Source organism: Streptomyces sp. NPDC026500 (assembly GCF_055567635.1).
In genome coordinates this window covers 368,110-385,727 of sequence record NZ_JBVHQB010000001.1, presented here as the reverse complement: position 1 = coordinate 385,727, position 17,618 = coordinate 368,110, and the positions used below count along the sequence as shown (strand labels likewise).

General features: G+C 72.6%; 21 protein-coding genes and 1 pseudogene. 8 read left to right on the top strand and 14 right to left on the bottom strand.

What is annotated here, in order from left to right:
• Positions 1–291: 291 nt before the first annotated feature.
• The 5 genes from ACZ4N5_RS01745 to ACZ4N5_RS01725 form a co-directional block, all read right to left on the bottom strand.
• Entirely contained in the window at positions 292–2,085 is a 1,794-nt protein-coding gene (locus ACZ4N5_RS01745; protein WP_467755161.1) for a transglycosylase domain-containing protein, read from the bottom strand.
• A complete protein-coding gene (locus ACZ4N5_RS01740) occupies positions 2,082–2,819 on the bottom strand; it encodes a hypothetical protein (RefSeq protein ID WP_467755160.1) in 738 nt (245 codons plus the stop codon). The genes ACZ4N5_RS01745 and ACZ4N5_RS01740 overlap by 4 nt, the downstream gene beginning before the upstream one ends.
• A complete protein-coding gene (locus ACZ4N5_RS01735; RefSeq protein WP_467755159.1) occupies positions 2,816–3,367 on the bottom strand; it encodes a SigE family RNA polymerase sigma factor in 552 nt (183 codons plus the stop codon). Before ACZ4N5_RS01735 ends, ACZ4N5_RS01740 begins: the two co-directional genes overlap by 4 nt.
• A gap of 89 nt (positions 3,368–3,456) precedes the next feature.
• The gene (locus ACZ4N5_RS01730) at positions 3,457–4,095 is read right to left on the bottom strand and encodes a hypothetical protein (protein WP_467755158.1); all 639 of its coding nucleotides are present in this window, start codon (positions 4,093–4,095) and stop codon (positions 3,457–3,459) included.
• A 124-nt stretch (positions 4,096–4,219) separates the two neighbouring features.
• Positions 4,220–5,176 (bottom strand): L,D-transpeptidase, encoded by a 957-nt coding sequence (locus tag ACZ4N5_RS01725; protein ID WP_467755157.1) that lies wholly within the window; start codon positions 5,174–5,176, stop codon positions 4,220–4,222.
• A 111-nt stretch (positions 5,177–5,287) separates the two neighbouring features.
• Between ACZ4N5_RS01725 and ACZ4N5_RS01720 the strand changes: the two genes are divergently transcribed.
• Together ACZ4N5_RS01720 and ACZ4N5_RS01715 are read left to right on the top strand one after the other, a co-directional pair.
• Positions 5,288–5,845, top strand: coding sequence for a SigE family RNA polymerase sigma factor (locus ACZ4N5_RS01720; RefSeq protein ID WP_467755156.1), 558 nt, complete (start codon positions 5,288–5,290; stop codon positions 5,843–5,845).
• A complete protein-coding gene (locus tag ACZ4N5_RS01715) occupies positions 5,835–6,587 on the top strand; it encodes a hypothetical protein (RefSeq protein ID WP_467755155.1) in 753 nt (250 codons plus the stop codon). The genes ACZ4N5_RS01720 and ACZ4N5_RS01715 overlap by 11 nt, the downstream gene beginning before the upstream one ends.
• On the opposite strand, the gene ACZ4N5_RS01710 is transcribed toward ACZ4N5_RS01715, so the two are convergent.
• Entirely contained in the window at positions 6,584–7,453 is an 870-nt protein-coding gene (locus tag ACZ4N5_RS01710; protein ID WP_467755154.1) for an alpha/beta fold hydrolase, read from the bottom strand. The genes ACZ4N5_RS01715 and ACZ4N5_RS01710 overlap by 4 nt on opposite strands.
• A 279-nt stretch (positions 7,454–7,732) precedes the next feature.
• Between ACZ4N5_RS01710 and ACZ4N5_RS01705 the strand changes: the two genes are divergently transcribed.
• Together ACZ4N5_RS01705 and ACZ4N5_RS01700 are read left to right on the top strand one after the other, a co-directional pair.
• Positions 7,733–8,185, top strand: coding sequence for a MarR family winged helix-turn-helix transcriptional regulator (locus ACZ4N5_RS01705; protein ID WP_467755385.1), 453 nt, complete (start codon positions 7,733–7,735; stop codon positions 8,183–8,185).
• An 11-nt stretch (positions 8,186–8,196) separates the two neighbouring features.
• Entirely contained in the window at positions 8,197–8,475 is a 279-nt protein-coding gene (locus ACZ4N5_RS01700) for a ribosomal protein L7/L12 (RefSeq protein ID WP_467755153.1), read from the top strand.
• Between the two features lie 28 nt (positions 8,476–8,503).
• On the opposite strand, the gene ACZ4N5_RS01695 is transcribed toward ACZ4N5_RS01700, so the two are convergent.
• Positions 8,504–9,847 carry a helix-turn-helix domain-containing protein gene (locus ACZ4N5_RS01695; RefSeq protein ID WP_467755152.1) on the bottom strand — a complete coding sequence of 448 codons (1,344 nt, stop codon included), beginning with the start codon at positions 9,845–9,847 and terminating at the stop codon, positions 8,504–8,506.
• A gap of 150 nt (positions 9,848–9,997) precedes the next feature.
• On the opposite strand from ACZ4N5_RS01695, the gene ACZ4N5_RS01690 reads away from it, so the two are divergent.
• Entirely contained in the window at positions 9,998–10,147 is a 150-nt protein-coding gene (locus ACZ4N5_RS01690) for a hypothetical protein (RefSeq protein ID WP_467755151.1), read from the top strand.
• A gap of 106 nt (positions 10,148–10,253) precedes the next feature.
• On the opposite strand, the gene ACZ4N5_RS01685 is transcribed toward ACZ4N5_RS01690, so the two are convergent.
• From ACZ4N5_RS01685 to ACZ4N5_RS01675, 3 genes are read right to left on the bottom strand one after another with little or no spacing between them, the layout of a single operon-like run.
• Entirely contained in the window at positions 10,254–10,457 is a 204-nt protein-coding gene (locus tag ACZ4N5_RS01685) for a DUF397 domain-containing protein (protein ID WP_467755150.1), read from the bottom strand.
• Positions 10,458–10,462: 5 nt separating this feature from the next.
• The gene (locus tag ACZ4N5_RS01680; RefSeq protein ID WP_467755149.1) at positions 10,463–10,681 is read right to left on the bottom strand and encodes a DUF397 domain-containing protein; all 219 of its coding nucleotides are present in this window, start codon (positions 10,679–10,681) and stop codon (positions 10,463–10,465) included.
• A complete protein-coding gene (locus ACZ4N5_RS01675) occupies positions 10,641–11,489 on the bottom strand; it encodes a helix-turn-helix domain-containing protein (RefSeq protein ID WP_467755148.1) in 849 nt (282 codons plus the stop codon). Before ACZ4N5_RS01675 ends, ACZ4N5_RS01680 begins: the two co-directional genes overlap by 41 nt.
• Before the next feature lie 86 nt (positions 11,490–11,575).
• Between ACZ4N5_RS01675 and ACZ4N5_RS01670 the strand changes: the two genes are divergently transcribed.
• Both ACZ4N5_RS01670 and ACZ4N5_RS01665 read left to right on the top strand, forming a co-directional pair.
• A complete protein-coding gene (locus tag ACZ4N5_RS01670) occupies positions 11,576–12,025 on the top strand; it encodes an ATP-binding protein (RefSeq protein ID WP_467755147.1) in 450 nt (149 codons plus the stop codon).
• Positions 12,026–12,117: 92 nt separating this feature from the next.
• The gene (locus ACZ4N5_RS01665; RefSeq protein ID WP_467755146.1) at positions 12,118–13,365 is read left to right on the top strand and encodes an amidohydrolase; all 1,248 of its coding nucleotides are present in this window, start codon (positions 12,118–12,120) and stop codon (positions 13,363–13,365) included.
• Between the two features lie 68 nt (positions 13,366–13,433).
• Here the strand turns inward: ACZ4N5_RS01665 and ACZ4N5_RS01660 are convergent, their stop codons facing one another.
• The 3 genes and pseudogenes from ACZ4N5_RS01660 to ACZ4N5_RS01650 form a co-directional block, all read right to left on the bottom strand.
• Complete coding sequence (locus ACZ4N5_RS01660) at positions 13,434–14,654, bottom strand: hypothetical protein (RefSeq protein WP_467755145.1); 1,221 nt, start codon at positions 14,652–14,654, stop codon at positions 13,434–13,436.
• A 123-nt stretch (positions 14,655–14,777) separates the two neighbouring features.
• A pseudogene (locus ACZ4N5_RS01655) lies at positions 14,778–15,616 on the bottom strand (SpoIIE family protein phosphatase).
• Between the two features lie 29 nt (positions 15,617–15,645).
• A complete protein-coding gene (locus ACZ4N5_RS01650) occupies positions 15,646–16,284 on the bottom strand; it encodes an NAD(P)-dependent oxidoreductase (protein ID WP_467755144.1) in 639 nt (212 codons plus the stop codon).
• 178 nt (positions 16,285–16,462) lie between these two features.
• On the opposite strand from ACZ4N5_RS01650, the gene ACZ4N5_RS01645 reads away from it, so the two are divergent.
• Entirely contained in the window at positions 16,463–16,897 is a 435-nt protein-coding gene (locus ACZ4N5_RS01645) for a hypothetical protein (RefSeq protein ID WP_467755143.1), read from the top strand.
• Positions 16,898–17,026: 129 nt separating this feature from the next.
• Here the strand turns inward: ACZ4N5_RS01645 and ACZ4N5_RS01640 are convergent, their stop codons facing one another.
• Complete coding sequence (locus tag ACZ4N5_RS01640; RefSeq protein WP_467755142.1) at positions 17,027–17,584, bottom strand: SH3 domain-containing protein; 558 nt, start codon at positions 17,582–17,584, stop codon at positions 17,027–17,029.
• Between the last annotated feature and the right edge of the window lie 34 nt (positions 17,585–17,618).

Sequence of the window (17,618 nt, the reverse complement as noted above, 5' to 3'; positions counted from 1 at the left end):
CGCGGAGCCGTTTACCGGGCGAGCCTGTTGTGCACCGGACAGGCCGCGACGGCGGGTCCGGGGCCTCCCGGACCCGCCGTCGCGGGGCGCCGATACGACGGCCTCCTCAGGGGGGCGTACGCCGGCACGCTCCCGGTCGGCCCGCCCTGCGGGACACGGGAATGCCGCGGGTCGGGCCGCTCTGTGGACAGCTGGATGTCGGCCGTCGGATTCGGTCCGCCAGGAGTTCGTGCTTCAGGTCGCGCAGTTCGCCGGCGGCGCGCACGACCGCCTGGCGCACCCCGGGGCCGCTCATCGGCCCCCGGATGTCGGCCTGGGGCCCTCGACCGGCCACGGGGCGACGACGGGATCCAGCCGGTTCATGACGCCCGCCACCACATTGGCGGCCGTTTTCGACGCTGTGGACGGCAGCTGGGCGATGCGGGCCGGGTGGCGTCCGTGGGCGGGATGCTGGGCGAAGAGGGCGACCGTGGTGGACAGCTTCGCGTCGTACATGGTCTGCCACAGCGTGCGGGTTCCGGCACCGCCGGTGAACACGCCCCAGCGCCCGCCGGCGGAGTAGAGGAGTTTGGCGACGAGCTGCGCGGAGGACGGCTCCATCGCGGTGGTGGTGTGCGGGCGGGCGGTGTAGAGGGTGTGGCCGTCCCGGGTGATCCGCTGGACGGTGTACGGCTCGGCGTACGTGCCGCCGGCCGCTGCCGCGGCGTACGCGGCCGACAGCGAGAGCGGAGTGGGCGCGGCCCGCTTCGCGAGCCCGGTCAGCGGCGGGCGGAGCTTCGTCCGGGTGAACGGCTCCAGCGCCGTGCCCGCCTCCACCGCTCCGGCCAGCGCGTCGTTGAACGGCTGCCGGGCGTAGTCCGCGCCCCCGTACAGCACCCGGACCGCGCCGTCGCCCGGCACCAGCGCGACGATCGCGGTGTGGAGGCTGATGCCCTTGGCGCCCGCCTGGTCGGCGACCGGTTCCGCCGCCGCGTCCTGGGCGGCGAGGTCGAAGGTGGTGCGGACGGTGTAACCGCCGCGGGCCAGTTCGTCCTGGGTGATGCCGAGCCGGTCGGCGGCCTCCGCGGAAGCCGCGTCGATCAGATACTGGCGCTGGCCGTCCGTGGCCCCGGGCGGATAGAACCGGAACGCGGGGAGGCGGGCCGCGGCGCGCTGGGCCGGTGTGATCGCCCCGCTGTCGGCCATCGCGTCCAGCACCCACTCCCAGCGGCGCCTCAGTTTCGCCGTCACCTCGGCGTCCGAGCCCGCCTTCTCGTAGTACGAGGGGATGTTGATGACGGCGGCGAGGGCGGCGCCCTGGCTGACCGACAGAGCGGCCGCGTCGACGCCGAAGTAGTTGCGCGCGGCGGCCTGGATGCCCGCGGCGCCGCGGCCGAAGTAGACCGTGTTGAGGTAGCCCTCCATGATCTCGTCCTTCGACCGGGTGCGGTCCAGCTTGATCGCGATCAGCGCCTCGCGCGCCTTGCGGGACAGCGACTGCTGGGGACTGAGCAGGGCGTTCTTCACGTACTGCTGGGTGATCGTGGAGCCGCCCTGCCGGCCGCCGCCGCTCACCGTCGACCAGGCCGCACGGAGGATCGCGCTCGGCGAGATCCCGGTGTCCGTACGGAAGGAACGATTCTCCGCGGCGATCACCGCCTCCTGGACATGCCGCGGCACCCGGGCGAGCGAGACCTCCTGCCGGTCCACCGGGCCGCGCCGCCCCAGATAGTCGCCCCGGCTGTCGACGAAGACCGTGCTCTGGATCGCGGTCTCCGGGTGCGGCTGGGGAATCCCGGTGAGCCGGTACGCCACCACAGCCGCGCCGACGAGCGTGAGCACGAGGACGAGCAGCGCGATCAGCGCACGGCGCAGACGACGGCCGCGGGTGCGGCGGGCCTTCACACGCCGGTTGCGCAGGACGCGGCCGAGGCCGGCCCGGACGCGGGCCCCCGAGCGCGCGCTCTTCGCGGGGGCGGTGCTCCCGGCCCGCGTCCCCCTCCAGGACGGCGTCCCCGGCACGGCTCGCGGGCCCCGCACGCCCAGCACGCGCACGCCTCGCGGGCCCCGCACGCCCAGCACGCGCACGCCTCGCCGGCCCGTCATGGCCGGTACCCCTGGCTCGCCAGCACCGCGCCCGAGCTGTCGTACACCGTGACTCTCCGGGGATCCAGGGACGGGGCGTCGTCCGGGGCCGGGGTGGGCGGCGCCGACGTCACCGCGTACCAGGCGCCCCAGCCGGGCTTGCCCGCGAGGGTCAGGGCGGTGGCGTGGACGACGCCCGCGGCGGTCGTGACCTCGACGTGGGCCGCTTCGCCCGAGCCGTGGAAGACCCCGGAGAGGAGCGTGCGGCCGTCGTTCCAGTAGGACGCCTGGAGCGAGACGCCGGGGCTGCTCGGATCGAGGTTGCCGGCCACGACACTGTGGAACTGGACGGGCATGCCCGGTTCCGTCCAGCGCGAGCCGTCCTTCGTCAGCCAGATCTCGGTGCCGGACGCCACCCGCACCCGCTCGCCGGATGCCACGATCCGTACCCGCCCGGCGGTCTCCGCGGGGGAGGGGGTCGCGCTGCTGCCCCGGGCGGCGAGCGGGTTCGCCGACTCGCCGGTTCCGAAGCCCGCGCCGTCGTGGAGGCCGACCACGGCGAGCGGCACCAGCAGTGCCCCGCAGGCCGCCCCCAGCACGGTGGTCCTGCGTCGGCGCCGGCGCCTACGGCCCTCGCGCTCGATGGCGACCAGCGGCACGGCGGAGGGTGTGACGTCGTACGCGGCGTCGGCGAACATCTCGCGCAGCTCCTCGGCCTCGGCCGACATGCGCGCGGAACGGGACGAGAGACTCATGAGCGTGCTCCGGAGACGGGGTGGCGGCCGGCGAACACCGGGTGGGCGCGCAGCGCCTGCAGGCCGCGCCGGGCATGGGTCTTGACGGTGCCGACGGAGCAACCGAGGAGCTGGGCCGTCTCTGCCTCGCCCAGGTCCTCCCAGTAACGCAGCACCAGGACGGCGCGCTGCCGTGCCGACAGCGCGGCCAACGCGGTGTCCAGCGCGGCCCGTTGGGTGACGGCCTCCGCGTGTCCGGGATCGCGCTGGTGCGCCCGCTCGGGCACGAAGGGCATCAGCAGCTGCACGACCCGTCTCTTGCGCGTCCGGCTGAGGTTGTTGTTGACCAGCGAACGGCGTACGTAGAAGTCGACGTCGTCGCTCGGGATGCGCCGCCAGCGGGCGTACACCTTGGCCAGCGTGGTCTGGACGAGATCCTCGGCGTCGTGGAAGTCGCCGGTGAGCAGGTGCGCGGTGCGCACCAGGCGGGGCCAGGCAGCGCCTGCGTACGCGGCGAAGTCGCCACTGTCTGCGTGGACTTGGGAGGTGGCGGTGAGGTTGTGCGGCACGACCTGCGGTCCCTCGGGTCGGGTGCGTGGGGGGTGGTTCGGGGTGGGGGAGCCGGAGCCTGGGCGGCCCGGCTCCCCCACCCGCGTGCTCAGTTCAGGTCCAGCCGGGAGTAGACCTTGCCCTCGGTGTCGCGGACGACGATGTGGCGGACGCCGAAGCCGTCGGCGCTGTGGGTCGGCAGGTCGGCGCTGACGTACCAGACGCCCCAGCCGGGGCTGCCCGCGAGTTCCAGGAGCTTGCCGTGGAGGGTCCCGGCCGTGGTCCGCACCGTGACGCGCGAGGCCGTGCCCTGGCCGCCGTAGTACACGCCGGAGAGAGTGGCGTGGCCCGCGGCGGTGACCTCGGTGTACGCCGAGACACCGGGAGTGTGGAGATCGATGTTCCCGTCGACCACGCTCGTGAAATGGGGATCGGGGTCGTCGGGCATCGTCCAGTGCTTGCCCTCCGCCGTCAGCCAGAACTCGGCGCCGCCGGGCTCCGCGACGTGCTCGTCCGGGGCGACGATCCGAGCTGTGGGCGCGATCCGGGCCGTGGCGTCGATCCGGGCCGCGGCGGCGATCTCCGCCACCGAGAGGGGAGGGGTGTGCACCGACCGGACGGTCACGAACGCCGACTCGCCGGAGGCGGGCGCCGCCTTCTCCGGCGAGACGCCGTACGCCGCCGTGGGCGCCCCGATCAGCGCCACGGCGACCGCGGCGGCCGCGACATACTTCTGAATCCCTGCCATGAACGGACAACTCCTCGTGATGTAGGCGACGTTCGGACGATGCAAGGGCGCCTCCCCCTCCTACAAACTCCCGGCGCCCGCCGGCCGGATGACACCGGCCGGAGATTTTCCGCACGAATGTGCGTCAGTCGAGCGCGCTCGCCGCCCGCCACTGGTCCCAGTTCACGTTCCAGTCGCCGTAGCCGTTGCCGACGGCGACCGTGTCCCGGGAGCCGACGACCTCGACGACATCGCCGGGGATGACCTCGTCGTAGAACCGTTTCGCGGGGCCGCCGGTGGCGAGTCCGACACAGCCGTGCGTGACGTTCTGGCGCCCGCCGTAGGTGTTCGCCTTCGGGTTCTGGTGGAGGTAGGTGCCCGAGGTGGTGAGGTGGACGGCGTAGTAGTAATAGCCCGCGTACGCGTCGCCGTAGCCGACGCTCCGGGAGTTCATGAAGACCTTGGCCGCCTTGTCGGAGACGACCATCGTGCCGTTCCAGGTGTCCATGCCCGGCGCGCCCGCGGTGATCGGGACGCGGCGCGACGAACCGGCCGTCTCAACCGTCATGAAGTGTGTACGGACATCCACCGTGGCGACGAGGGAGCGGCCCACCGTGAAATGCCTGGTGATTCCGGCTCCGGCCCGGACGGTGACCGCCGTGTCGGGCTTCCAGTACGCGTGGGGCCGGAAGTCGACGCGCCCGCCGTCGGCGAGGTTGCGGTCCCTGACCCAGCCCCAGGACCCCTCGACATCGGCGGTCACCTTCAACTGCCCTTCCACATCGGCCCGTTCGGCCACGGGTATCGGCTGGTCGAAGGTCACCGAGATCGGCATGCCGACGCCCACGGTCTGCCCGTCGGTGATGTTGATGTGCGCACCCGCCAGGGACTTGAGCGGTGTGGCGGAGGGCTTCGGCCGGGCCTTGCCCGCAGGACCCGCGGTCCCGGTGGCGGCGGGCCTGCCGCCGGGCTCGACTCCCGTACCCCCGCTGCCGTCGGCCACAGCCTGCGCCGAACACCCGGTGAGCGCGAGCGCGCACACGGCCGCCGCGCTCCAGGCGCGGGCCAACCGGCCCCGGCCGCCTCTCAGTTCCGTGGTCATGGTGATCCCCCTGTGGTGTGTTTCGATGTGCGACGTACGGGACCTGTACGCACGACAGGGACGGCCGGGTTGCACACGGCCGGCGAAACTGCGGAAATTCCGGCGGGGGGCATGACCGAGGAAGAGTTCGACGCGTTCTACGCGACCACGTTTCCCCGGCTGACCGGCCAGCTCTACGCGTTCACCGGGGACCACGGCGAGGCGCAGGACGTCGTCCAGGAGGCGTTCGTCCGCGCCTGGGACCGGCGGCGGGAGTTCCTCGCCGACGGCGCACCCGAGGCGTGGATACGGACCGTCGCGACGCGGCTCGCGGTGAGCCGCTGGCGCCGGGCGCGGCGCTGGCTGGAGCTGGTGCGGCGCACACCGCCGTCCGACCACACCCCGGGCCCCGGCCCCGAGCGCACCGCACTCGTAGCCGCGCTGCGTACGCTGCCCGAGGCGCAGCGGATGGCGATCGTTCTGCACCATCTGTGCGACTTGAGTGTCGAGCAGGTAGCCTCCGAAACCGGTGCCCCCGTCGGCACGGTCAAGGCCCGGCTCTCCCGTGGCCGGGCGGCGCTGGCACGGGTGCTCTCGGAGGATTCGGCGGACCTGGCCGGCTCCGCGCGTCCCATGGACTCCGCGGGCGCGTCCGGCAAGGGGGAGAGGGAGGACGACCGTGTCCGATGAACTCACCTCTGACCTGCTGGAGCTGGCGGCGGAGGGCGAGCGGCCGCCGACGCTGACCGGCGCGCAGATCCGCGGCCGGGCGGTACGCCGCCGACGACGCCGCCGTACGGCACTGGCAGCGGCCGGCACCTCCGTCGCGGCAGCGCTCGCCCTGGTCGTCGCGGTGAACCTGGGCGACGACACGCACCGGAATCCGCCCCCGGCCGCGAGCCCCACCGCCCCCACCGCCCCCACCGCCACCCCGAGCCTGCCGCCCGTCGCGCCGGACGCCACGATCGACCTGGGCCGGCGCGTGATCTCGGTCGCCGGCCGCGAACTGACGCTCACCTCCGACAGCCTGACGGGCTACCTGCCGACCCTCCGGTCGACGGTCACCGTCAAGGAGGCCTCCATGAGGGTCTCCGGCAAGACCGCCGGCTTCGGCGACGCGTACAGCTTCAAGGCCTCCTGGGCGATCGAACTCACCGCCCCCGACGGCACGACGGACTACGTCGGCGCCATGACGGGCAACGAGAAGGGCGTCACCGACCCGTCCCGCGGCTGGATCGGCCTGCGCCAGGCCGACGCCAAGTGGCTGTACGAACAGCTCGCACAGGGCTCGGTGGTCGAGATCAAGCCCTCCAGCGGCGGGCCTTCCTCGCCGAACCCGACGGCGGCGGACGGGGGCACGGTGACGGCGGGCACGGGCACGGGCCTGGTCACCGGCACGGGGGCCCCGGGCTCGGGAACCTCGGGCGGCTAACGCCGCTGGGCGGGGGCGCTACCGGCACCGGCGTGCGTGTCGAGTTGCGCGCCGAAGTGCGACTCGACGTGCGACTCGATGTGCGCGTCGAGCGCGGCGAACGTCGCCTCGGGCCGCTCGATGTGCGGCAGATGACCGGCCTCGGCGATCGACTCGAACCGCCCTCGCGCGAACGCCTGCGCGTAGGCCCGCCCGTACGCCGGCGTGACGATGCGGTCGCTCTCGCCCCACAGCACCAGAGCCGGGATCCGCACCCGGCCGAGCCGGTTCAGGAGCTTCGGGTCGTGCATGTACGGGTCACCGGCCAGCACCCGCATGGTGGCCATGTTGGCCCGCTGGGCCGCGATCCGCTCCTCGGTGAGAGTGGCGGGGTCCACGGCGAACCGGGCCGCGTCGTGGAACGAGTAGGTGGCGATCTCGTCGGGCCGGAGCCCGAAGATGTCGCGGACCGGCTCTCCGGGAACGGCCACGCCCGCCGCGTTGACCAGCACCAGCGAGCTGATCACCGCGCCCTCGTCGCGGAACGCCATCTCGGCCGCGGTCCAGCCGCCGAGCGAGGAGCCGACGACGAGGACGTCACGATGGCCCTCGTCCCTGAGCCAGTGCAGATAGGCGATCGCCAGGTCGTCGACGCCCGTGAACCAGTCGGGACGCTCGGTCCCGTTCCAGCCCGGGTGCGTGGGCACGACGGCGCGCATGCCGTGCCGGCCGGCCAGGTGCGCGGCGATGCCCTGGACGGTGGCGGGCCCGCCACCGCCGTGCAGGACGAGCGCGAGGCGGCCGTCGGCGGGGCCGGTCTCGGTGAGCGTGAGGGGGAGGTCGGGGCGTGCGTGGACGGTACGGGTTCGCATCTCGGTGTCGGTCATGCGCCCCACGGTATCTACGCATACGTATATACGCAACCTTAGATTCTGGATTAGGATGCGGACATGACCGCGAACCATGAGGACCACGGAGCCCGCGCCTCCTCCGACAGGGCCGAGACCGGGCCTGCTACCGGCGCCTCCGCCGGTGACGGTGCCGGTGCCGACACCGGGACCGGGGCTGCTGACGGTGCCGGTGCCGACACCGGGACCGCCCCCGGTGCCGACACCGAGACCGGGACCGCCGCCCGCGCCGGCACCGGCCTCGCCGCTCCGGCCGCCGTGGGCCCGGACTCACCTCCTGCTCACCCCGCCCCCGTCGATCTCGAAGAGCTGGGGCGGGCGGTGAAGGAGGCGCAGTACCGGCATCACCGCGCGCTGGACACCCGCCTCGCGACGGTCGGCACGACGCTGGCGCAGTGGGACGCGCTGCGGGCGATCGCCCGTACGCCCGGAGCCTCCGCGCACGAGCTGGCGGTCGCGACCTTCCAGGGCGACCAGTCCTTCGGCACCCTCGCCTCCCGACTGGCGGCCCAGCACCTCATCGAACGGCGGCCCGGTCGCGGCCGGCGTATCGAGCACCACCTGACGGAGACCGGCGAGCGCGTCCTGACGGCGGGGCGTGCCGTCACGCGCGATGTCCTCACCGCGTCCTTCGGTCCGCTCGACGAGAGCGAACGGGCCACGCTGCTCGGCCTGTTGCGCCGCCTCGGCTCCCCGGGCGAGGCGCTCTAGGATCGGTGACCATGGAATCGACAGGTCTCATCGCCCTCGCCGGGCTCATCATCGCGAGCTTCGCCGCTCTGGAAAGCAAGCTCAGCCGCACCGACCGCAGGATCGCCCACGTCGAGCGCCAGCTCGACCTGATACTCGACCGCCTCGGCATCCGCGAGGATCCCCCGCACCTGCCCGAGGTCATCGCTTTCGTGCGCGAGGGCAAGAAGATCCAGGCGATCAAGGCCTACCGGGAGGCCACGGGGGCGGGCCTGAAGGAAGCGAAGGACGCGGTGGACGGCATGGCCTGAGGCTTGCGCCGGTCCACCACGTCCGTTGTCAGAGGGGCGGTTGGGCCGGGGCCGGGCCGAGGGTCGTCGTGCCCGGGGCGGTGCGATGGCCGAGGCCGGTGCGGTAGGCGTCCAGGGCCGCCTCCACGCGGCCGGTGCGCCGCAGCAGGTCGCCCAGCAGCCGGCACAGGTCCGCCAGGTCGCCCGCCGCGCCGGCCCGCTCCAGCAGGCTCATCGCCCGCACATAGTGCTCCTCCGCCGCCTCGGTGTCCCGGGCGTCCTCCGCGATGATGCCGAGCAGGCGGTGCGCGGCGGCCGAGTGGATGGCGCCCCGCTCGGAGTGCAGATCACCGAGCACCTGTTGCAGCAGCTCGCCGGCCTCGTCGGACTTGCCGCGCCGGTGCAGTACGTCGGCCAGTTCCACCGCGACCTGGCTGGTGTAGAGCGCGGCCCGCTTGGCGGAGAGCATGGCCTGTGCCTCACGCAACTCGCTCTCGGCGCGCTCCAGTTCGCCGTTCTGCGCGTACAGGTATCCGCGCATCCAGTGGCAGTTGGCGAGCTCGGTGCGGATCTGGAGCTGCCGGTAGAGCTCGGCGGCCTTGGCGAGGGAGGCGTCGGCCTCGACGATCCGCCCCTCGGCGATCATCGTCCGCGCCACCGACCGGTGCATCCGTGCCACCAGGGCCGGGTCCCCGACCTGCGGCGCGAGGGCGAGCGCGAACTCGGCGGCCTGGGCGGCACGGGCGTGCGCGCCCATGTCCATGTAGGGCGCGATGACTCCCGTATAGAGGAGGAGCAGCGCTTCGGGGTCGTGCAGGCCCGTCCGGTTGAGTTCGTCGAGGGTGGACTCGAACAGGTAGCAGGCGTAACGGAGTTCACCGGCGAGGTAGTGGGAGACCGCCCGGCCGCGCACGGCGGGCACCCGCTGCGGCAGCGGCGCGTCCCCCAACCGCTGCTCGGACTCCTCGAAACGCCGCCGCGCCGTCTCCAAGTCGCCCATGTCCAGGGCACATTCGCCGAGTCCGAGGAGCGCGGCGGCCTGCTCGGCGACCAGCCCGTGGGCCTCCGCCTCCGCGAGCAGCGCGGCGTAGACCTCGGCGGCAGGCTCGGCCTCCCCGGTGGCGAGCGTGCGCTGCGCGTCGGTCAGCCGGAGCCTCAGGTCGGTGGCGAGATGGGCGGGCCGCCCGGTCGCCAGTTCCTCGTACGCGACCCCGAGCCGTCCGGCTATGTGCCGCAGCGCCGGTTCGGAGGCCCGCACCCGGCCGGCCTCCAGGGTGGAGATGTACGCGGGTGTGTACGCGGGCTCCGCCAGCTGTTTCTGCGTCAGGCCTAGTTCCGTGCGCAGCTGTTGCACCCTGCGCCCGATGATCTCAGGGTCGTCCCGCTCCGCCATGGGTTAAGCATGCCATTAAGCCGAGTTAAGTCAGTCCAGCTTTTGACTACTGCCAACCTCACGGGCCCTCTTGCGATGTGAGCCCGGGAGCCTCTACGTTAAGCGCCGGATTAAGCATGCTTAATACGCCGCTGTTGTTGCGAGGTCACCGTGCTCCGACGTATTTCCGCGCGCTACTCCAGGGGGCTCCTGGCCGCCGTCATCGCGGTCGCCGCGCTGGTCACGGCGGCGAACGTCGGCCCGGCGAGAGCGGCCGAACCGGCCCCCGCCGTGCACACCGCCTCACCCACCGCCCCGTAGACGGCCCGGCACAGGGGATTCCCCACCGGACGGCGCCGGGCTCCCTCCGGGAGGGCGGCCGGGACACGCCGACGTTGAGCCGACCCGCCCCGGGCCCCGAACCCCGTCAGAGGCTGCCGGCCACCGCTGCCCCGACGAACGCGGCGAAGGCACCCGCCCCGACGGTGAAGACCCCTTGGGCGGGGTCCTTCGAGTCGCGGAGGGCCACGTGGGCGGCCAGGGGGGCCACCTCGACGCATTGACCTCCGGTGTCGCCGCTGTACGACGACTTACGCCATCGCGCACGCGTCAGATCCGGGCTGTTCCCCATGGCGCTCACCTCCAGCAGCCGAGCAGGGTGCCGTCCACCGCCGCCTCGACGAACGCGGCGAAGGCACCCGCCCCGACGGTGAAGACCCCTTGGGCGGGGTTCTTCGAGTCGCGGAGGGCCACGTGGGCGGCCAGGGGGGCCACCTCGACGCAATCACCGCCGCTGCTCCCGCTGTAGGTCGACTTACGCCACCGCGCACGCGTCAGATCCGGGCTGTTCCCCATGGCGTTCCTCCATCAGCCGAGTGATGAGTGCCGCCGACTCCCTCGGCGAGAGAGCCTCGGCCTGCAATCGAGCGTAGCCGAGCGAACGCTCCCTGATCACTTGCGGGTTGGCCGTCATATGGCCGCAGTCGTAGCTCTCGCTGTAGTGGATGTCCGGGTCGTCACCGAAGCGCAGCAGGTTGAACGAGCCCATCATTCCGGCGTGCTCCCCGGCCGAGTACGGCAGCACCTGGAGCTGCGTCCACGGCTGGTCCAAGAGGCCCAACAGATGGCCGAGTTGCTCCCGCATGACCCGCCTACCGCCGATCTGCCGGTGCAGCACCGCCTCGTCCAGTACCGCGTACAGAACGGGCGGCTGCTCGCGCTTCAGGATCCGCTGGCGCTCCGTCCGCGCCGCCACCATCTCGTCGAGCCTGTCCGTGTGGTCGACGCCCAGCACCGCACGCGCGTACGCCTCCGTCTGGAGAAGGCCGTGCACCAGCTGACACTGATAGGTCGAGATGTAGGCGGCCCTCGCCTCCATCTCCGCGTAGGCCTGGAACCAGGTCGGCAACTGGCTCCGCAGGACCAGCCCCACGAGGCGGGAGAACGCCCCGCCCGTCAGCAGGGCCGCGTCGATGCGCTCGGCGAAATCCCGGGTCGGCACCTTGTGGGCGGTCTCGACCTGGCCGATCAGGGAGCCGGTGCAGAAGATGATGTCGCCCAGCTCGCCCTGTTTCAGCCCCGCGGCCTCTCTGAGCCGACGCAGCTCCGAACCGAAGTAGTCCAACGGCGACGCGCTGGGGTCCAGTTCGCGGATGTTGGGCATGGGACGCTCACCCCCGGGTCCGAACGCCGGGCGGCGTTCAATTCGATTTGTAGCCGAGCGTAACCGGACCACTCCACGCTGGAGTCGTGAATCATGCAACTGACCTGCCGAACGGGACGATCGACGCGCGGTACGGCATCCGCTTCACCGTGGGTGAGCATTCGGCGCGGCATCTGCGCCGGATCCTGAAGGCGTATCTGATCGCCTGGGAGATGCCGGAACTGACGGAGGCGGCGACGCTGGCGCTGACCGAACTGCTCGCCAATGTCGTACGTCATGTCCCCGACCAGGGCGCCGCGCTGCTGATACTGCGGCGTGCGAACGGTGTGCGGGTGGAGGTGACCGACACCTGTCCCCGGCCACCCCGGGCGCACCGGCCACCTCTGTCCACAGCTGTGGACGGCGAACTCGCGGAGGGCGGACGCGGGCTGCTGATCGTGGACGCGGTGGCCGACCGGTGGGGATGGCATCCGCTGCCGGGACGCGGCAAGACCGTCTGGTTCGAGTGCCACACCGGGGTACGCACCTCTGCGTGACCCGACCGGCGGGCGTCCTCGCAGTCGCCCCGCGGTCGTACGAAAGCGAGGAATCCCCCGTACGAGGGACATGTCGCGCCTACGCTGGCCCCGTGACCTCTACCGCCGCTCGCACCGCGCTGGACCTCACCGCCGACCTTCCGGTCCTCGCCCTGGAGGACTTCTACCGGGACCTGCACCGGCATCCCGAGTTGTCGCTGCGCGAACACCGTACGGCCGCCGCCCTCGCGGAGCGGCTGCGCAAGGCCGGGTACGACACGACCGAGGGCGTCGGCGGCACGGGCGTCGTGGGCGTCCTGCGGAACGGGGACGGGCCCACCGTCCTGCTGCGGGCCGACATGGACGCGCTGCCCGTCGCCGAGGAGACCGGGCTGCCGTACGCCTCGGGGACCGACGGGGTCATGCACGCCTGCGGTCACGATCTGCACGTCACCTGGCTGACCGGGGCGGCGGAGGCGCTCGCCGCCGGGCGCGACACCTGGTCCGGCACGCTGGTGCTGGTCGGGCAGCCCGCCGAGGAGACCGGCGAGGGCGCGGCCCGCATGGTCGCGGACGGGCTCCACGAACGCTTCCCGCGGCCCGACGTCCTGCTCGCCCAGCACGTGGCCCCCGGCCCCGCCGGGCTGTACGCGCACTCCCCGGGCCTGATCATGTCCGCCTCGACCGACATCGACATCGTCGTGCACGGGCGGGGCGGGCACGGTTCGCGGCCCGAGGCGACCGTCGACCCGGTGGTGACGGCGGCGTACATCGTGACGCGGCTCCAGACGGTCGTCAGCCGGGAGATCGCGGCCCGGGAGTCCGCCGTGCTCACGGTGGGACGGATCGAGGCCGGCACGCGGCACAACATCATCCCGTCCGAGGCCAGGATCGCCCTGAACCTGCGGACCCAGTCGCAGGACGTGCGGGAGCGGATGATCGCCGCCGTGCGACGGGTCGCGGCGGGCGAGTGCGTGGCGGCCGGCTGTCCGCGCGACCCCGACGTCGGAGTCGGCAACGACTTCCCGATGACCGTCAACGACGCCGACACCGACCGGCGGATCGCCGCCGTGCACGGCGAGGTCTTCGGTGCCGGGACGATCCTCGACCCCGGTCCGGCCATGGGCAGCGAGGACTTCCCGCGGCTCGCGGCCGGTGGGATCCCCTACTCCTACTGGTTCGTGACCAGCACTCCGGCCGACGTCTGGAACGCGGCCCCGGGCGGCGACGACCTCATGACCAGGCTCGCGGCCGTGCCCAGCAACCACAGTCCGCACTTCGCCCCCGACCTGTCCACGGTCGCGCCGGGGGTACGGACCCTGGTGTCGGGGGCGCTGGCGTCGCTGGCGGCCGGCGACTGAACTCCCCCGGACTCAGGGCCCCGAACTCAGGACCGCGGACTCAGGACCGCGAACTCAAGCCCGCGGACTCAGGCCTGCGTCTGCAACTGGCGCAGCTGCTGCTGGACATGGTCCAGCGCGCCCTCCCGGCGTCCGGGCACGCGCAGCCTCAACCGGGCCAGCTCCGCGCCGATTTCGCGGGCCCGCGCTCGGTCGTCGATGCGGCCCCACTGGTGATGCGCGCGGTCCACGGCCGACTCCACCTCCGGGGCGTCCGGCGCCTGCCCCGCGTCCAGCCGGGTCCCCGCGAGAGCCAGCCAGGTACGGCAGCTGCGCTCCGGGTCCCCCGCGAACATCGCCAGGTCCGCCCGTACCTCCATCCAGTGCAACACCTGCTCGGAGCCGGGCCCGTGCACGCGCAGCGCGTCCCGCTCCCGCCGCCCCGCCAGAGCGAGAGCCTCGTCGTGCCGACCGTCCCGGACGGCGACGGTGATCTCCTCGTGGGGATCGGACGGCGGTGAACTCACGTGCTGGGCCGTTTGGCTGGGGAGAATCACGGGCGGGGCAGGGGGCACGGTGGGTGGAATCGGCGGGGGCGGCGGTGTTCGCGGCGGAGACGTCACGGTCGTGAACCCCGGTGCCGGGGGCCATGGCTGCCCGGCCCACGACTGCCCGGGTGCGAACACCAGGTCCGCCGCCCCCGGCCGGGCGGTCTCCTCGCCCGACGTCCTCGCCAGGGCCTGCTGGTGGAGCTGGAGGAGAGGAGGGCGGTGGCCGCTGCGGAGAAGGGTGGCGACGGCTCTCATGTACGTCGGCTGCGCCACCGTACGCCGGGACGGCGGCGGGGCGACGCGGCCGTACAGCGCGGTCGCCGGGCCCGCCGTGAGAGGGCGCCCGGCGAGGAGCGTCCAGGTGTCCGCGTCCGCGTGCAGGTCGATGAAGACGGTCGTCGAACCCGGTGGGCGCAGCCGGAGTTCCTCGGTGACCCAGTGCCAGGGGAAGGCCGTGTAGCGGACCGTCGACGCAGTGGTGCGGGCCAGCGCGAGGTGCGGAAGCCTTTGGCGGCGGTCCAGTTGGAGCTGCCCGGTCAGGAACATCGTCAGCGGTCCCGGAGCCGTCGCCGCCGCGCGCAGCCGGGTCAGAACGGCCTGCGGCTCCAACGGGTCGGCCAGTTCGACGACGTTCGCGGTGTCGGTGCCCGACAGCACCGACGGGGCGACGGCCGCGAGCACGGGGAGCACGGAGGCCGCGTCCACCAGACACCCCTTGCCCACCGGCGAAGCAGCGAGGAGCAGCACGGTTCCGGGCATAGGTTCCCTCCCCCATCGATCAGGTACCTCAGCACCGTAACGGCTGCGCATGCAAACGGGGGACGCGAAGAGTGCGAACGTCCGGCCCGGCCCGGGCCCCGAAGTCCGCGTCCACGGCTCCCGCTACGTCCGCCGCTCGACGCGCGCCCGGCGCCGTACGGCGAAGATCGTCGTGTCGTCGGCGAGCCGGCCCCCGCAGTGGTCCAGGGTGCCGTCGCGCACGAACCGTACGAGGAGGCGCGGGTCGGCGGTGCGCGGGTCCCGCGCCGGCGCCTTGGCGAAGGCGCCGCGGAGCGGGAAGAAGTCGCCCGCCGCGTCACGGGCCTCCGTCACCCCGTCCGTGACCAGGAGCAGCGTCTCACGGGAGCGAGCGGAACGCGGAGCACCGGCGGCGGCGCGAGCGTCAACTCGCTGAGGCTGAGAGGGAGTCCGTCGTAGAAGTCGCCGCCCACGCGGGCCTCGCTGTCGGCGGCGAGTTAGACGGCCGCGTGGTCCAGGCTGCCCCAGCCCGGTGCCATCGGGCGCAGCACGGTGCGCCGGGTCGTCTCGGCGACATCCCGCATGTGCAGCATGCGCCGCTCGCCGCGCACCCGCAGGGAGCAGGCGAGGGTCGCGAGGACGCCGCCCGCCAGGACGAGAATGAGATCCGGCAGGCCCGTCCGGTACTGGTGCGGCCACGACGCGTCCACGGCGCCGTAGGTGAGCAGTGACAGCGCGCCGAGGGCCCATGGTGCCCAGCACCCCGCAGATCGCCGCGGCGATGGCCGGGACCAGCACGGCCCAGGAGATGATCCGGAATCTGCCGGAGGTGTTCGCGTCGAGCAGCGCGATCCGACGAGCGGCAGCAGCGGCGGCGCCCAGGCGACGCTGCGCCCTTGCACCCCCAGCGGTTTCTGCCGCTGGACGGCGTCCGGCGGCCCGGCGCGCGGGAGTTGGCCGAGTACGAATCTCCGGTCGGCCACCTCGCCGTACCCCCTCCTTGTTCGTGCTCTCAGTAAGCGACGGACATGCGGCCGTGCGGGTGAATGGGCATCTCCAGCTGGTCGACGAAGGCCATCGCGTAGTCCTCGGCGCTGATCCGGCTGTGGCCTTCCGCGTCGGTGAGCATGCGGTCGCCGCCGATCCTGAATTCGCCCGTGCGTTCGCCGGGTCCGATCTCGGCGGCGGGTGAGATGTAGGTCCAGTCGAGGTCGTCGACATCGGTTCGCAGGTAGGCGAGGGCGTCGCGGTGGGCGAGCGCCTCGGGAAGGTAGGCCTCGGGGAAGTCGGGCTGGTCACAGGCGGCCTCACCGGGAGCGACCTCCAGGGTGCCCGCGCCGCCGACGATCACGAGCCGGTGCACGCCCGCCGACCGGACACCCTCCACCAGGGAGTGGTTGAGGGCGAGGAAGGGTTCGCGGGGATCCGAGCCGTCCCGGGGCGGGACGCAGGCCGACCCCACCGCGTCCGCGTCGGCCACCAGCTCGGCGACCTTCGCCGCGTCCGAGGCGTCGGCCGCTGTCGCGGCGACCCCGGGGACCGGGGACTGTCCGGACCGGCTGACCGCGACGACCTGGTGTCCGCGCGCCGACGCCTCCGTGGCGATACGGCTGCCGACCATGCCGGTGGCACCAAAAAGTACGAGCTTCATGCACCTCAGCGAAGCACGCGACCATGATCACCGCATCCCGGCGAGCACCTGGCCTTGATCGTCGCACCTGTGCCGCGGCCCGGTGAAAGAGGGCGGCGTGGGCGTCCCGTCCCGACTTGCCAGGGGCTGCGGCGAGGTGTGACCTGGAAAGCGGGGGCGAGCAGAGAGGAGTCCTTCCATGGCTCAAGCTGCACCCGTGTCAGGGACACCACGTACATCCGGATCGACCGACGTCTTCGGGGAACAGACCCACACGATCACAAAGTGGGCGATACCCGTCACCGGCGGGCTCATCTACGGCTACTGGGCCGCCGCCATCAACCGGAACGCCGGTGGCATCACGGGCTGGAACGTGCTGTTCGGCTTCGTGTGCGCCATCGCGTTCGCGGCGGCCTACATCGGCGTCCGCACGGTGGCGCCCACGCTGCGCCGCGAACTGCACGCGCTGGTGTGGGCCGTGTTCGCGGGCTGCGCGTTCGGCTTCCTGTACAGCCAGACCGACGCGACCGTCCTGCGGTCCGTGTTCATGTCGCTGCCGGTGGCGCTGGGCGTGTTCGCAGTGGCCTTCTACCGCTACTACACGCACGAGGACGCGGCGGGAAAGGCGAGCTGACGTCGTCCTGTGCCGTTCCGACGTCGTAGGACGTCGGAGCGGCACACGGCGCACGACGGCTTTCGGCGCCACGGCGCACGAGGCCCCGGCGGACTGCCGGGGCCTCATGCGTCTCCCTCACTCACCTACTCACCTGCCACCTGGGACCCAGTCCCAGGAGTTCGAGGAGGAGCCGGACACGGTCCAGCTCCACGCGCTGGAGACGGTGAAGGTCCAGGAACCGGAGGCGGTCACACTCCAGCCGGGGTCTTCGGCCGGGTTCCGGTTGTTGTCCCAGTGGGCGTTGTGCCACGTCCCGTCCTTCTGGTCGGGACACGGGTCCGAGCAACTCGGCACCCATCGGCCGCCGGTGTCGACGAAGGCCGCGCTGGCCCAGGCATGGGCGCCGACGAGCCAGTACCAGCTGGTGTTGCCGAAGACGCTCTGTCCGTTCACCGCGCACTGGACGCGGTCCTGGCTGCCCGGTGAGAGCGAGCCGACGACGGGCGACTTCGTGCTGGGCTGAAGCCGCAGGTTCATTTCTCCACGGGAGATGACGGTGCCCCAGACGGGACTGCCGGAGCCGCCACCGCTGTCGGTGTGCGCCGACGGAGCCGCCGCCATGGAGGTGCCGGCGGCCGCGACGGTCAGTACACCGCCGCTGAGCAGGGCCGCGGCAAGAGTCCGCAGGGCCGGGGTGGTGCGCATATCGGCCTCCTTTTCCCCAGATCCAGGAAACACC

What these genes read in the sequence shown, in the direction of transcription:
- ACZ4N5_RS01745 (WP_467755161.1), bottom strand. Translation starts at nt 2,085, where the DNA reads ATGACGGGCCGGCGAGGCGTGCGCGTGCTGGGCGTGCGGGGCCCGCGA.
- ACZ4N5_RS01740 (WP_467755160.1), bottom strand. Translation starts at nt 2,819, where the DNA reads ATGAGTCTCTCGTCCCGTTCCGCGCGCATGTCGGCCGAGGCCGAGGAG.
- ACZ4N5_RS01730 (WP_467755158.1), bottom strand. Translation starts at nt 4,095, where the DNA reads ATGGCAGGGATTCAGAAGTATGTCGCGGCCGCCGCGGTCGCCGTGGCG.
- ACZ4N5_RS01725 (WP_467755157.1), bottom strand. Translation starts at nt 5,176, where the DNA reads ATGACCACGGAACTGAGAGGCGGCCGGGGCCGGTTGGCCCGCGCCTGG.
- ACZ4N5_RS01720 (WP_467755156.1), top strand. Translation starts at nt 5,288, where the DNA reads ATGACCGAGGAAGAGTTCGACGCGTTCTACGCGACCACGTTTCCCCGG.
- ACZ4N5_RS01710 (WP_467755154.1), bottom strand. Translation starts at nt 7,453, where the DNA reads ATGACCGACACCGAGATGCGAACCCGTACCGTCCACGCACGCCCCGAC.
- ACZ4N5_RS01700 (WP_467755153.1), top strand. Translation starts at nt 8,197, where the DNA reads ATGGAATCGACAGGTCTCATCGCCCTCGCCGGGCTCATCATCGCGAGC.
- ACZ4N5_RS01695 (WP_467755152.1), bottom strand. Translation starts at nt 9,847, where the DNA reads ATGGCGGAGCGGGACGACCCTGAGATCATCGGGCGCAGGGTGCAACAG.
- ACZ4N5_RS01685 (WP_467755150.1), bottom strand. Translation starts at nt 10,457, where the DNA reads ATGGGGAACAGCCCGGATCTGACGCGTGCGCGATGGCGTAAGTCGTCG.
- ACZ4N5_RS01680 (WP_467755149.1), bottom strand. Translation starts at nt 10,681, where the DNA reads ATGGGGAACAGCCCGGATCTGACGCGTGCGCGGTGGCGTAAGTCGACC.
- ACZ4N5_RS01675 (WP_467755148.1), bottom strand. Translation starts at nt 11,489, where the DNA reads ATGCCCAACATCCGCGAACTGGACCCCAGCGCGTCGCCGTTGGACTAC.
- ACZ4N5_RS01660 (WP_467755145.1), bottom strand. Translation starts at nt 14,654, where the DNA reads ATGCCCGGAACCGTGCTGCTCCTCGCTGCTTCGCCGGTGGGCAAGGGG.
- ACZ4N5_RS01650 (WP_467755144.1), bottom strand. Translation starts at nt 16,284, where the DNA reads ATGAAGCTCGTACTTTTTGGTGCCACCGGCATGGTCGGCAGCCGTATC.
- ACZ4N5_RS01645 (WP_467755143.1), top strand. Translation starts at nt 16,463, where the DNA reads ATGGCTCAAGCTGCACCCGTGTCAGGGACACCACGTACATCCGGATCG.
- ACZ4N5_RS01640 (WP_467755142.1), bottom strand. Translation starts at nt 17,584, where the DNA reads ATGCGCACCACCCCGGCCCTGCGGACTCTTGCCGCGGCCCTGCTCAGC.